Origin of the sequence: Tsukamurella asaccharolytica (assembly GCF_007858435.1) — a bacterium.
Lineage (GTDB): Bacteria > Actinomycetota > Actinomycetes > Mycobacteriales > Mycobacteriaceae > Tsukamurella > Tsukamurella asaccharolytica.
This window is the reverse complement of the sequence record NZ_VIGW01000001.1, coordinates 385,485-397,966: the sequence shown is the minus strand read 5'-3', so window position 1 is coordinate 397,966 and position 12,482 is coordinate 385,485. Positions and strand designations below refer to the sequence as shown.

The following is a 12,482-nucleotide window of genomic DNA, read 5'->3' as shown; positions in this document are numbered from 1 at the left end:
CTCCGCCGCGGGCGGGCCGTCGTCGGCCGCGGCGGGAATCAGAGGTCCGCGCAACCGGACGGCACGATCATCACCGGCCGCTTGCAGCCGCGCAGGACGTGCTCCGAAACGGAGGAGTGCCAGAGTGCCTTGATGCCCGAGATCCCGCGGCTGCCGGAGACGATGACGTCCACGTCGAAGGTGTCGGACGCGGCGATGAGGGCCGTCCACACCGTGGTGGAGACCTCGACGAGCTCGCCGCGCGCGGCGAAACCCGCGGCCGCCGCCAGCTCGACGCCCTGCTCATTGGTCTTCTTCGCCTCGTCGTGCACCGCGTCGCTCTCGCGGGTGAGTGCGGTCTCGGCGGCGCCTGCCCCGGCGACGCCGGACATGGCGGACAGGCGGGCGGCCTGATGGATGGTCGATTCCCAGGCGGTGACGACGATCGCCTCGGCGTCGCGGCCCTGCGCCAGGACCTTGCTGGCGTACCGGACGGCGCGCTGGGACGACTCGGAGCCGTCGTATGCGATCAGAACCTTGACGGGGACACTCATGCGGATCACCTCGATCTTCGCGGTTACCTGATGCCTCCAGATTACGCCGATCCGGCACAGTTGCAAGATGCAAGTCCGGGCGCGTCCGACCCGGTGCGGACTCACCGGATGCTGCGTCGGCCGGCTCGGGAGCGACGTCGATCTGACAGACTGGCCGCGATGCAGAAGCTCCGGAACCTCACGATCACGGTGATCGCCGCCGCCGGCGTCGCGGCCTGCGGTCCGTCGACCGCCGTCGCGCCTCCGTCGACGACGACCGCGGCGCAGGCCCCGTCGACGGCGATCTCCTCGGCGCCGTCGTCCGGGCCCGGACGCGCGGCGACGTGCGGTAGCGACTTCCTCGCGAAGCTCTCCGTGCGCGAGAAGATCGGGCAGCTGCTCATGGTCGGCGTGCGGGACGCGGCCGACGCCCGTCGCGCGGTGCGACAGGGCGCGGGCGGCGTGTTCATCGGCAGCTGGACCGACAGGTCGGTGTTCTCCGGCGGCACGCTGCAGAGCGTCGCGGGCGCCGGGAAGGTGCCGGCGATGGTCTCCGTCGACGAGGAGGGCGGACGCGTCTCCCGGGTGCCCGGCGCGAACCTCGTCTCCGCGCGCGAGCTGGCACGCACGATGACGCCCGCGCAGGCGCGGGCCGAGGGCGCGCGTGTCGGGAAGCTGATGAAGTCGATGGGGATCACCGTGGACTTCGCGCCCGATGCCGACGTCTCCGCCCAGTCCGACGACGCCGTGATCGGCGACCGCTCCTACTCCGCCGACCCGGCCGTCGTCGTGAAGTACTCGCAGGCATTCGCCGCCGGACTGCGCGACGGCGGCGTGTACCCGGTCTTCAAGCACTTCCCGGGGCACGGGAGCTCGTCGGGCGATTCGCATCAGGGCGGCGTCAGCGTGCCGCCGCTCGCCGCGCTCAAGACCAAGGACCTCGTGCCTTTCCGCGCCGCCGTCGACTCGGGCGACGCGGGCGTGATGATCGGCCACCTGACGGTGCCGGGCCTCACCGAGCCGGGCCTGCCCACCAGCCTCAGCCCCGCGACGATGCGCCTGCTGCGCGACGGTGCCGGATACGGCGCGAAGCCCTTCGACGGGCCGATCTTCACCGACGACCTGTCCGGGATGAAGGCGATCACCGACCGGTTCAGCGTGCCCGAGGCCGTCGCGAAGTCGCTCGAGGCGGGCGCCGACGTCGCGCTGTGGATCTCCACCGATCAGCTGGGCGCCGCCATCGACGCCGTGGAGGCCTCGGTGAAGGCCAAGCGGATCACGCTGCGCCGGCTCGACGATTCGGTGCTCCGCGTGGCCCGGGCGAAGCACGCCGTGCGCTGCTGATCCCGAGCGGGTTCGGCCGTAACTTACTTGTGAGTAACCTCGTGGGCTAGGATCTGACTCGAGAGTAAGGAGCACGCCGATGGCCGGTGGTACGAAGCGTTTGCCGCGCGCGGTGCGCGAGCAGCAGATGCTGGACGCCGCCATCAAGGTGTTCTCCCGCAAGGGCTTCTACGAGACGTCGATGGATGCTGTGGCCCGCGAAGCGCAGATCAGCAAGCCGATGCTGTACCTGTACTACGGCTCCAAGGATGAACTCTTCGCCGCCTGCGTCACGCGGGAGGCCGGACGGTTCATGCGCAGTATCGAATTCGACGCCAGCCCCGCGCTGCCTCCGCTGCAGCGCCTGCGCTCGGTGATCGCCGGCTTCCTCAAGTACGTCGACGAGAACCGCGACGCGTGGCGGGTCCTCTACCGCGAGGCCACCGGACAGGCGGCGTTCGCGGCGCTGACCGAAGTGAACCGGGAGCGCGTGGTCGAGATGACCGCGGTGCTGCTCCGCGAGGCCGCCAAGTACGCGCCGGCGGACACCGACTTCGAGCTCTACTCCGTCGCCCTCGTCGGCTCCGGCGAGGCGATCGCCGACCGCGTGGCCACCGGCAAGGTCGAGCTCGATCGCGCCGTCGAGATCATGACCTCGTTCCTCTGGGGCGGCATCCGCGGCGAGCGCCCGGACTGACTGCCCGACGGCCGTCTGCGGCTGTTCCCGCGCCCAGCGCGGACTGCGGGCACAGCGTGCGCTGCGAGCCCGGACTCGCCCTGCTGTGCGCACCTGCACAGTGCCTATCCGGATTTCGTCATTGCCCTCGGGTGTGATGTGGGCCATCGTGAGTAGCAGATGAGTTTCCCATCACAGCTCGTGGTTGGAGTGTCGGCATCGGTCGGTCACGGCTCTCCGATCGGCGGAACGGCGGGCGCGAGGGCGCAGCGCATCGCGCCGGGCAGCGCTCGCACACCAGATCGGAGGCACCAGAATGACCGCAGAATCTGTCGATGCACCTCTCGCCGAGGCGGACCGCACGTCTGCGACGGCCAATGTCTATGTGACGGGGGCGGATCAGGACTCGGACGTCTCCGCGGTCGCGCTCGGCATCGTCGCCATGCTGTCGAATCAGGCCGCCCGGGTGGGCGTCTTCCAACCGATCGCATCCGAGCGAGGCGGAAGCCTGATGGATCTTCTGCGCGAGTACTCGACCGTCAAGGTTCCCCCCGAACGGTCGATCGGGGTCACCAGCGCACGCGCCGCGCTCGACCCGAAGGCCGCGCTCGCCGAGATCGTGCAGCGGTACGGCGAGCTGGCGCAGGACTGCGACGCGATACTGATCCTCGGCACCGACGAAGGCGAATCCACACCGGTCGTCGATCTCCGGCTCCACGGTGCGGTCGCCGCGAACCTCGGCGCACCGGTCGTCCTGGTCGTCAGTGCCAACGCGCGCGCGGCGCAGGACGTCGGCGTGCTCGCCGAACGGTCCCTGAACGAGCTGCGCGCGGTCCACGCGCACCCGGTCGCGGTGATCGCCACGCGAGTCGTGCCGAACGATCTGACCGACGTCGGCTCCGCGCTGTCCGCCTCGCTGGACACCCTGAGCTGGGCGATCCCCGAAAGTCCCGCGATGCGGGCGCCGACGGTCAACGAACTGGTCGCGGCGGTGAACGGGACGGTGATCGCGGGCGATCCGGCCCTGCTCAGCCGGGAGGCGATGGGGGTCCTCGTCGGCGGCGGCGCCGTGGAACGCGCACTCGAAAACCTCTCCGAGGGTGCGGTGGTGATCGTTCCCGCCGATCGCACCGACTACCTGCTGGCGCTCACCGCCGCGCACGGCGCCGATCGATTCCCGACCCTGGCGGGATTGATCCTCAACGGCGGCGTCACACCGCATCCTGCCGTCGCCGACCTGCTCGAAGCCATGAACTCCACGCTGCCGGTCATTGCGACCGACCTACTGACATTCGACACCGCGCAGGCGGTCACGTACGCCCGCGGACGACTGGACCGCAACGCCGAACGGAAGATCGATCTCGCCCTGGCCGAGATGGACCGCCACGTGGACGGCGACGCCCTCCTCGAGCGACTCCGGTTGCCGATCCCCGACGTCGTGACGCCGCAGCGGTTCGAGCACGGACTGCTCCAACGCGCCAAACAGGAACGCAAGCACGTCGTACTCCCCGAGGGGAGTGACGACCGGATTCTCCGGGCGGCGGGGCGGCTGCTGCAGCGGGACATCGCCAGCCTGACGGTCCTCGGCAGCCCCGAGCAGATGACGCGGCGCGCGGCCGAGCTCGGGGTGGACCTGTCGGAGGCGCGGCTGATCGACCCGGAGCGCTCGGAACTGCGCGAGCTCTTCGGTCAGGAATTCGCCCGGCTGCGCGCGCACAAGGGCATGACCGAGGATCGCGCCTACGAGATGATGGGCGAGGTCACGTATTTCGGCACCATGATGGTGCACCTCGACTACGCCGACGCGATGGTCTCCGGCGCGGCACACACCACCGCAGCAACGATGAAGCCCGTCTTCGAGATCATCAAAACCGAACCCGGCATCAGCACGGCGTCGAGTGTCATCTTCATGTGCCTCGCCGATCAGGTCCTCGCGTTCAGCGATTGCGTCGTCGTCCGCAATCCGACCGCCGAGGAGTTGGCCGACATCGCCATTGCCTCGGCGGGCACCGCTGCCCAGTTCGGCCTCGATCCGCGCTTGGCGATGCTGTCCTACTCGACCGGGACCTCCGGGATCGGCGCCGACGTCGACAAGGTTCGCGCAGCGACGGAGCTGGTCCGCGAACGTCGTCCGGATATCGCGATCGAGGGTCCCATCCAGTACGACGCCGCTCTGTACCCGGAGGTCGCCGCGACGAAGATGCCGGACTCCCCTGTCGCCGGCCGGGCCACGGTACTGATCTTCCCGGACCTCAACACCGGCAACAACACGGTGAAAGCGGTGCAGCGCACCGCCGGTGGCCTGATGATCGGTCCGGCGTTCCAGGGGCTGCGCAAGCCGATCAACGACCTTTCGCGCGGCGCACGGGTCGAGGAGATCGTGAACACGGTCGCCATCACGGCGATCCAGGCGCAGTCGCGCAAGCCCGCTCAGGACGGAGTGCCCAGACCATGAACTCCCACCCCGGTAGCCGCGTACTCGTGATCAACTGCGGGTCCTCCTCGTTGAAATACCAGTTGCTCGAACCTGATTCGGGATCCGTCCTCGCTTCGGGGCTGGTCGAGCAGATCGGCGAGGCCAGCGGAAGGGCCCTTCACCGGCAGAACGGGGAGGCGTCCGAGTTCGTCGGCGAGATCGTCGATCATGCGCAGGGGATGCGTTTGATGACCGAGGGTTTCGCCGCGGCGAACTTCCCGCTGGACGAGGCCGGTATCGCGGCGTTCGCGCACCGGTTCGCACACGGCGGAACCACCTTCTCCCATCCGGCCATCGTCACGGACGAGGTCGAGGCCCAGCTGGAGGCACTGGAGCCTCTGGCGCCGCTGCACAATCACGTGATGCTCCGGGGGATCCGCATCGCCCGCGCCATGTTTCCGGACATCCCGCACGTGGCGGTGTTCGATACCGAGTACTGGAGCCACCTTCCGGCCGCGGTGAGCACGATTCCGATCGATGCGGACGTCGCCCGCGAGCACGGCATCAGGAAGTACGGATTCCACGGATTCTCCCATCAGTTCGTCTCCGCCGAGGCTGCGGCGTTCCTCGGGCGTCCGCCGGACGAGGTCAACCTGATCAACCTCCACCTCGGAAGCGGATCCTCGGTGGCAGCGATCCGGGGTGGGGAGCCGGCCGACGTCTCACTCGGCATGTCGACGAACTCCGGAGTGGTGATGGGCACGCGCACGGGTGAACTCGATCCGGGTGTGATCTTCGCGCTGCACCAGCTCGCCGGCCTCGATCTGGACGCGATCGAGGAACTGCTGTTCCGCCGCTCCGGACTCAAAGGCCTCTGCGGCGACAATGACTTTCGCGCGATCTCCGAACGGATGGCGGCCGGCGACGAGGCGGCCCGGTTGGCGTACGACGTCTTCGTCTTGTCCCTGCGCCGGTACCTCGGCGCCTACCTGGTCATGTTGCCCTCGATCGACGCCATCGTCTTCACCGGGGGGATCGGCGAGAACGCCTCCACCATCCGCGCCGATACCGTCGCTGGGCTCGAGCGCTTCGGAATCCGTCTCGACCCGGCGCGCAACGGCTCGTCGTCCCGCGAGTCCCGGCGCATCTCGAGCGCCGACTCCGATGTGGAGATCGTGGTCATCCCGACCAACGAGGAACTCGGCATGGCCCGCGCGGCATGGGAGTTCGTGTGACGCTCACGAGGAATACAGGTCGGATCGGCGCTCGCCGACGGGGAGCCGTGCACCACGGCGGAGAGGGATGATTGCGATGCAGGACCGATTTCTGGTCGAAGAGCAGTTCGCCAACGACTTCAGCGGACTCGATCCGCTGACGATCGGGGAGGTGGTCAAGCTCTTGGCCCAGCCCGGGGTGATACTCGACGCGCCGAAACTGGCCGGAGAGTGGTCCAAGGTCCTGCTCGGCCTGTCCGAGGTCGAAGTGCCGGAGCGAGATCCGCAGTACGGCGACGTCGCGTGGCGGGAGAACGCGGTGTTCCGCCGTCTCGCCCAGGCCCATCTGGCGTGGGCTCAGTGGCTGGACGGGGTCGGCGACGAGGCGGGGGGAACCTGGGAGTCGAAGGAGCGGGAACGGTACGTCAAGAACATCGTGACGAGCACCCTCTCGCCGGCGAACATCGCGGCGACGAATCCCGCCGCGATCCGCAAGGCCATCGACACCGGCGGCAAGTCGCTGCTGCGCGGCGGGCGCACCTTCCTCACCGACGTCCTCAAGAACGGTGGCCTGCCGCGGATGACGGACACGGCGCCGTACGAGGTGGGCGAGAACGTCGGCGTCTCCGCGGGGACCGTCGTGTACCGCGAGGACATGTTCGAGATCATCCACTACACACCGTCGACCGAGCTGGTTCACGAACGGCCTCTGCTGTTCGTACCACCCCAGTTGGGCCGGTTCTACATCCTGGACCTGGCCCCCGAACGCTCCCTCGTGGAGCACGCCGTATCGAGCGGCATGCAGTCGTTCATGCTCGTCTGGCGCAATCCGCGCAAGGACCCCCAGACAGGCGACGGCACGTGGGGGATCGACGACTACGTCGCGGCGGTCGTCCGCGCGTTCGACGTGGTCACCGCGATCGCCGGCACCGACGATCTGAATGTGTTGGGCTTCTGCGCGGGCGGCTTCACGAGCGCGCTGGCGCAAGCCCATCTGACGGCCAAGGGGCGCAACCCGGTCCACGCCGCCACCTATCTGGTGACGATGATCGACACCCGGCGGCCGAACCTCGTGACGCCGTTGTCGACTCCGGGCACCACGCGCCAGATCGAGAAACTCGCGAAGAAGAACGCAGTGATCGACGCGCAGCGGATTTCGTCGCACTTCGCGTGGCTCCGTCCCCAGGACCTGATCTTCGGCCACGTCATCAACAACTGGCTGATGGGCGAGGCGCCACGCGCCTACGACCTGCTCGCGTGGAACGACGATCAGGTGAACCTGACGGCGCGATTCATCCGGGACGCGACGCGGTTGATGGGAGACGGCTCCCTGGTCGAGCCGGGGGCGGTCACGATTCTGGACACCGAGATCGACCTGACGGCGCTCACCGCCGACAAGTTCGTGGTCGCCGCCCAGACCGACCACATCACCACCTGGCGCCCGTGTTACATGACGGCCCGCCTCCTCGGCGGCGAAACCGAGGTCGCGGTGACGAACAAGGGGCACGTCCAGACGGTGGTGAGCCAGATCGCGAAGTCCCGCCAGAAGTTCTGGCTGGCCCCGGCCGACACCGACGACCCCGACGAGTGGATGGCAGGGGCGCAGGAGATCGCCGGATCGTGGTGGCCCGTCTGGTCGGAGTGGCTGAGCAAACGAGCCGGCGACGAGATCGCGAGCCCGGAAGCACTCGGTAGCCGCCGCTACCCGCCGCGCGATCCCGCGCCGGGCCGGTACGTCCGCGAGTAGCGATCCCCCCAGCCCAGACCGACTCACCGGAAAGAGGAGTGCCGTGACCGACACCGATGACAAGACGATCCTCGTCGAACGAAATGGACGCGTCGGCATCGTCAGACTGAACCGCCCCAAGGCCCTCAACGCCCTGAACAAGCAGGTCATGGACGAGACCGTGCAGGCCATCACCGAGTTCGACGCCGACCCGGAGATCGGTGCCGTCATTCTGACCGGTTCCGAGAAGGCTTTCGCCGCGGGCGCCGACATCAAGCAGATGGCGACGAAGTCGTACATGGACGTCTACCTGACCGACTGGTTCGCCCCGTGGGATCGGCTCGCTCTGGTTCGGACACCGATCATCGGCGCGGTCGCCGGGTACGCCTTAGGGGGCGGCTGCGAATTGGCGATGCACTCGGACATTCTCATCGCTGCGGACAACGCGAAGTTCGGTCAACCCGAGATCAAACTCGGTGTCATTCCGGGAATGGGTGGCTCGCAGCGGTTGACCCGCGCCGTCGGCAAGGCCAAAGCGATGGATCTGTGCCTGACCGGTCGCATGATGGACGCCGAGGAGGCGGAGCGGTCGGGCCTCGTGGCGCGGGTCGTTCCCGCCGCCGAACTGCAGGCCACCGCACTCGAGATCGCCCAGACGGTCGCCGGTATGTCGCTCCCCATCGCGATGACGGCGAAGGAAGCGGTCAACCGGTCCTTCGAGACCACGTTGCGGGAGGGCGTTCTCTTCGAGCGCAGGGTCTTCCACGCGACCTTCGCCACGCGCGACCAGAAAGAGGGGATGAGCGCATTCGCCGAGAAGCGCCCTCCGAATTTCGTCAACGGCTAGATGCCGCGACGCCCGCACGCTGATCACCACCGAGGCACTCACCGCCGACCGTGGCGACGGCACGAACCCGCCGCGCCCGCGCGCGTCGGGGATCCTGCCGATCCTCCTCTCGCCGCCACGATCGTCCGACAGAAAGGCATAGCACATGCGTTCCATCCCACACTGGATCAACGGAGCGAAGGTCTCCGGCAGTGGCGATTCGATCGATGTACTCGACCCCGCGACCGATCGGCCCGTCGCCACGGTCGACGCCGCCGATCCGGCGACGGTCGATGCGGCACTCGCCGCCGCCGCAGCAGCGTTCGACGGCTGGGCACTGACTCCGCTGTCGAAGCGCGCCGCGGTGTTGTACCGGTTCCGCGACCTGATGATCGAACACCGGACCGAGCTCGCCGCGCTCATCACGGCCGAGCACGGTAAGACCCTCGACGACGCCGCCGGCGAGGTCGGCCGAGCGGTGGACTCCATCGAATTGGCCTGTGGGGGGCCCGCCCTGGTCCACGGTCGGACATCGCTGCAGACCGGGCCGAACATCGACACGAAGTCGGTGCTGCACCCGGTCGGTGTCTGCCTGGGGATCACGCCCTTCAACTTCCCAGCGATGATGGGGCTGATGATGGCGTCGGTCGCCCTTGCGGCCGGCAACTGTTTCATCTGGAAACCCAGCGAGCAGGACCCCGGCGTGTGCATCCGGATCGCCGAGTTGCTCACGGAAGCCGGCCTGCCCGACGGCGTGATGAACGTGGTGAACGGACGCCAGGAGACCGTCGAACAGCTCATCGACGACCCGCGTACGCAGGCCGTGTCGTTCGTCGGCTCGAGCCGGGTGGCGCAGCAGGTCTACGCGCGCGCAGCGGCTGCGGGCAAGCGGGTCCAGACCTTCGGCGGGGCGAAGAATCACATGGTCGTCATGCCCGATGCGGATACCGAGGTGGTGGCCGATCAACTGGCATCGTCCGCGTTCGGCGCGGCGGGTCAGCGCTGTATGGCGATCTCGGTCGCCGTGATCGTCGGCCCCACCGCGGAGCCGATCCTCGAGAAGGTGGCCGAACGGGCCAACAGGATCCGCGTCGGCGCCGGCATCACCGACGGCACCGAGGTCGGACCCGTGGTCAGCCGCGCTGCGCAGGAGCGAATCCGATCCTCGGTGAAGGCCGCGATCGCCGACGGCGCCAGGGCCGTGGTCGATCGCAGCACGGTGCAGGTTCCGGACTTCGAGGACGGGTACTTCGTCGGTCCGACGGTGCTGACCGACGTGGCCCTCACGTCCCCGGCCTACCAGGAGGAATTGTTCGGACCGGTGCTGGTGGTGCACCGCGTGGACACCCTCGACGAGGCGCTCGAGCTCATCAAGAACCATCAATACGGCAACGGCGCATCGATCTTCACCCAGGACGGGGCCGCCGTCGCGGCGTTCGAGCACCGCGTGTCCGCCGGCATGGTCGGCGTCAACGTCGCCATTCCGGTGCCCGTCGCGGCGTACGCGGTGCAGGGCTGGAAGAGCTCGGCGTTCGGTGACACCGGCCTGAACAACGCGTCCTGGTCGTTCTACACCCGGCCGAAGTACATCACGTCGCGGTGGGACAGCGTCAGCGGCACCGACTTCGGCTTCCGCCCCAATTGATCGGTGGGCGTTCGGCGCGATCGCCGGCAAACGTTACACGGCAAAGGAAGTCACCCGGAGACCCGAGGTTGAGGAGTCGGAGATGGTAGGACCACTGGAAGGGCTGCGAGTCGTCGAACTCGGGTCGATCGGCCCGGGACCGCACGCAGCGATGATTCTCGGCGACCTGGGCGCGGACGTCGTCCGAGTCGAACGTCCGGCGAGCACCGCGGTGGACGTCGCGGGTGGTAAGCCCGACGCGATGCTGCGGAATCGTCGCTCGGTCGCGGCGAACCTCAAGACCGACGAGGGTCGTGACCTCGTGCTGCGGCTGGTGAAGAAGGCCGACGTCCTGATCGAGGGATACCGGCCCGGAGTGACCGAACGGCTCGGCCTCGGCCCGGACGACTGCGCGGCCGTCAACCCCGCGCTGGTCTACGGTCGGATCACCGGCTGGGGGCAGACCGGGCCGCGGGCGCTGCAGGCCGGCCACGACATCAACTACATCTCGGTGGGCGGTCTCCTGCACGCCATCGGTCGCGCCGGTGAACGCCCCGTACCGCCGCTCAACCTCGCCGGGGACTTCGGCGGCGGTTCGATGTTCCTGCTGGTCGGAATCCTTGCCGCACTGTGGGAGCGGGGACGCTCGGGCACGGGGCAGGTCGTCGACGCAGCGATGATCGACGGCTCCAGCGTCCTGACCCAGATGACGTGGGCGATGCGAGCGGCCGGCACGTGGTCGGATGAGCGAGGAAGCAACATGCTCGACGGCGGCGCCCCGTACTACGACACCTACGAGTGCGCGGACGGCCGCTATGTGGCCGTAGGAGCCATCGAACCGCAGTTTTACGCTGCGCTGCTCGACGGCCTCGGACTCGACCCCGTCGAGCTGCCGGGGCAGAACGACCGCAGCCGGTGGCCCGAGCTGCGGGCCGTGTTGACGCAGGCCTTCGCATCCCGCGATCGCGATGCGTGGAGCGCCGTGTTCGCGGGCACCGATGCCTGTGTCTCACCGGTTCTCACGTTCGGCGAAGTGCAGTCCGAACCGCAGATCGCCGAACGCGGTGCCTTCTACGAGGAGGGCGGCTCGCTGTTCCCGTCCCCCGCGCCCCGCTTCTCTCGGACCGCGCCGGGCCGCCCGCGTCCACCGGGCCGGGCGGGCGCGGACACCGATGAGGTGCTCCGCGACTGGGGCTGACCGGGAGGGGTACCGTGCGGCGCCGGTGCGGCTCGCCCTGCGGGGATGCCCGGACAGCTGCGCCGACCGTGGTGTTGACAGTCGAGGGAAGACATATGACTCATGCTGACGGTGTTGCCGGTGATGACGGACCGTTCCACGTCGATCACGTAGACCTCATGTGCTATCGGGTGCGCTATGCGATCAAGCGCGGCGATCCGGACCGGACACCGATGGTGATGTGCAACGGTCTGGGTGCCCGGATGGAACTGTTGATGCCGCTGGCGGAACGCCTCGACGGAATCGAGACGATCCTGTTCGACGTCCCGGGGGCGGGTCTCTCGCCGTCGCCGCGCCATCCCTACACCATGGCGATGGCAGCGGGACTCACCGCGTGCATGCTCGCAGAGCTCGGCTACTCGAAGTACGACGTCTTCGGATTCTCGTGGGGCGGGATGCTCGCTCAGCAGTTGGCGTTTCAGGAGCCGAACCGGTGTCGTCGGCTGGTCCTGGCGGCGACGATGCCCGGCACCCCGATGGTGCCCGCCCGCCTGTCCACCCTCTTACGAGTGGCCACGCCGCGGCGACTGTACGACGCCGAGTACGCGCGCCGGATCCAGGGCGACCTGTATGGGGGCGGCGCCCGCGTCGCCAAGGACGACCCACTCGAGACCGTGCGCTCGGACGTCAGCCACATCGGCTACCTGTTTCAGCAGCTCGCGCTCCTGGGATGGAGCAGCCTGCCGCTGATGCCCCTGCTGCGGCAGCCGACGCTCATCCTCGCCGGAGACGACGATCCGATCGTGCCGCTGGTCAACGCCCGGATCATGGCCGCACTGATCCCCCGCGGCCGACTCCACGTGATGCACGACGGCCACTATTTCCTGCGGTCGAGCGCCGACGAGACCGTGTCGGTGATCACGGACTTCCTCGATGAGGGCGCCCGCCCGGCGCCGCACCGCAGGACCGGGCGGCGCGGATAGCTGGG

General features: G+C 68.5%; 10 protein-coding genes. 9 read left to right on the top strand and 1 reads right to left on the bottom strand.

All coding sequences use genetic code 11. The annotated features are described in order from the left end of the window. Positions 1 to 38 precede the first annotated feature (38 nt). Positions 39 to 533, bottom strand: a complete 495-nt coding sequence (locus FK529_RS01875; protein ID WP_146559033.1) for a universal stress protein — start codon at positions 531 to 533, stop codon at positions 39 to 41. Between the two features lie 159 nt (positions 534 to 692). Here FK529_RS01875 and FK529_RS01870 point away from each other — a divergent pair, with 159 nt between their 5' ends. From FK529_RS01870 to FK529_RS01830, 9 genes are all read left to right on the top strand, one after another. Next, positions 693 to 1,856: a glycoside hydrolase family 3 N-terminal domain-containing protein gene (locus FK529_RS01870; protein ID WP_146559031.1), complete on the top strand. Its 1,164-nt coding sequence runs from the start codon at positions 693 to 695 to the stop codon at positions 1,854 to 1,856. Between the two features lie 79 nt (positions 1,857 to 1,935). Continuing rightward, a complete protein-coding gene (locus tag FK529_RS01865; RefSeq protein WP_146559029.1) occupies positions 1,936 to 2,532 on the top strand; it encodes a TetR/AcrR family transcriptional regulator in 597 nt (198 codons plus the stop codon). A gap of 295 nt (positions 2,533 to 2,827) precedes the next feature. Continuing rightward, entirely contained in the window at positions 2,828 to 4,966 is a 2,139-nt protein-coding gene (pta, locus tag FK529_RS01860; protein ID WP_146559027.1) for a phosphate acetyltransferase, read from the top strand. After that, the gene (locus FK529_RS01855) at positions 4,963 to 6,162 is read left to right on the top strand and encodes an acetate/propionate family kinase (protein ID WP_146559025.1); all 1,200 of its coding nucleotides are present in this window, start codon (positions 4,963 to 4,965) and stop codon (positions 6,160 to 6,162) included. The genes pta and FK529_RS01855 overlap by 4 nt, the downstream gene beginning before the upstream one ends. Before the next feature lie 76 nt (positions 6,163 to 6,238). After that, positions 6,239 to 7,888 (top strand): PHA/PHB synthase family protein, encoded by a 1,650-nt coding sequence (locus FK529_RS01850; RefSeq protein WP_158635018.1) that lies wholly within the window; start codon positions 6,239 to 6,241, stop codon positions 7,886 to 7,888. A 43-nt stretch (positions 7,889 to 7,931) separates the two neighbouring features. Beyond that, a complete protein-coding gene (locus FK529_RS01845; protein ID WP_146559021.1) occupies positions 7,932 to 8,714 on the top strand; it encodes an enoyl-CoA hydratase in 783 nt (260 codons plus the stop codon). Between the two features lie 145 nt (positions 8,715 to 8,859). Beyond that, the gene (gene mmsA, locus FK529_RS01840) at positions 8,860 to 10,338 is read left to right on the top strand and encodes a CoA-acylating methylmalonate-semialdehyde dehydrogenase (protein WP_146559019.1); all 1,479 of its coding nucleotides are present in this window, start codon (positions 8,860 to 8,862) and stop codon (positions 10,336 to 10,338) included. Between the two features lie 82 nt (positions 10,339 to 10,420). Beyond that, entirely contained in the window at positions 10,421 to 11,515 is a 1,095-nt protein-coding gene (locus tag FK529_RS01835) for a CaiB/BaiF CoA transferase family protein (protein ID WP_146559017.1), read from the top strand. 95 nt (positions 11,516 to 11,610) lie between these two features. Continuing rightward, on the top strand, positions 11,611 to 12,477 hold the full coding sequence (locus FK529_RS01830; protein ID WP_146559015.1) for an alpha/beta fold hydrolase: 867 nt from the start codon (positions 11,611 to 11,613) through the stop codon (positions 12,475 to 12,477). The last annotated feature ends 5 nt before the right edge of the window (positions 12,478 to 12,482 follow it).

Coding starts and splice junctions, on each gene's coding strand:
- FK529_RS01875 (WP_146559033.1), bottom strand. CDS start 533: ATGAGTGTCCCCGTCAAGGTTCTGATCGCATACGACGGCTCCGAGTCG.
- pta (WP_146559027.1), top strand. CDS start 2,828: ATGACCGCAGAATCTGTCGATGCACCTCTCGCCGAGGCGGACCGCACG.
- FK529_RS01865 (WP_146559029.1), top strand. CDS start 1,936: ATGGCCGGTGGTACGAAGCGTTTGCCGCGCGCGGTGCGCGAGCAGCAG.
- FK529_RS01850 (WP_158635018.1), top strand. CDS start 6,239: ATGCAGGACCGATTTCTGGTCGAAGAGCAGTTCGCCAACGACTTCAGC.
- mmsA (WP_146559019.1), top strand. CDS start 8,860: ATGCGTTCCATCCCACACTGGATCAACGGAGCGAAGGTCTCCGGCAGT.
- FK529_RS01855 (WP_146559025.1), top strand. CDS start 4,963: ATGAACTCCCACCCCGGTAGCCGCGTACTCGTGATCAACTGCGGGTCC.
- FK529_RS01870 (WP_146559031.1), top strand. CDS start 693: ATGCAGAAGCTCCGGAACCTCACGATCACGGTGATCGCCGCCGCCGGC.
- FK529_RS01835 (WP_146559017.1), top strand. CDS start 10,421: ATGGTAGGACCACTGGAAGGGCTGCGAGTCGTCGAACTCGGGTCGATC.
- FK529_RS01830 (WP_146559015.1), top strand. CDS start 11,611: ATGACTCATGCTGACGGTGTTGCCGGTGATGACGGACCGTTCCACGTC.